1 protein-coding gene is annotated in these 268 nt (G+C 34.7%); it reads right to left on the bottom strand.

Annotated elements, in window-relative coordinates:
* Nucleotides 1–268 (bottom strand): hypothetical protein (locus tag CBI42_RS11880; protein ID WP_142294160.1); only part of this gene is annotated, 268 nt, incomplete at both ends.

Raw genomic sequence — 268 nt, 5'->3', positions numbered from 1 at the left:
GATTTGTCTTAGGATAAAAGTCCTCTAAATCATCTGGAAAAACAAAATCTTGAACGGGGACATCCGTCTCTTCTATACCTGAAATAAGCGTTTCTGTTTCCTTATCCTTTTCCTTTTCATTATCCTCTTCCAGATAGGAAAACAGATCTATTTCCTGGCTTTCACTTGGTGATTCAATCTCAATATCTGAATCTTCTTTTTCAATTTCTACATGAGACAATACTTGTTCAATCTCTTCCAAACTGTTCAAGTATAAGATAGGATTCTC

Source organism: Streptococcus sp. KR (genome assembly GCF_002238115.1).
Classification (GTDB): domain Bacteria; phylum Bacillota; class Bacilli; order Lactobacillales; family Streptococcaceae; genus Streptococcus.
This window is presented reverse-complemented; position numbering and strand designations above follow the sequence as displayed.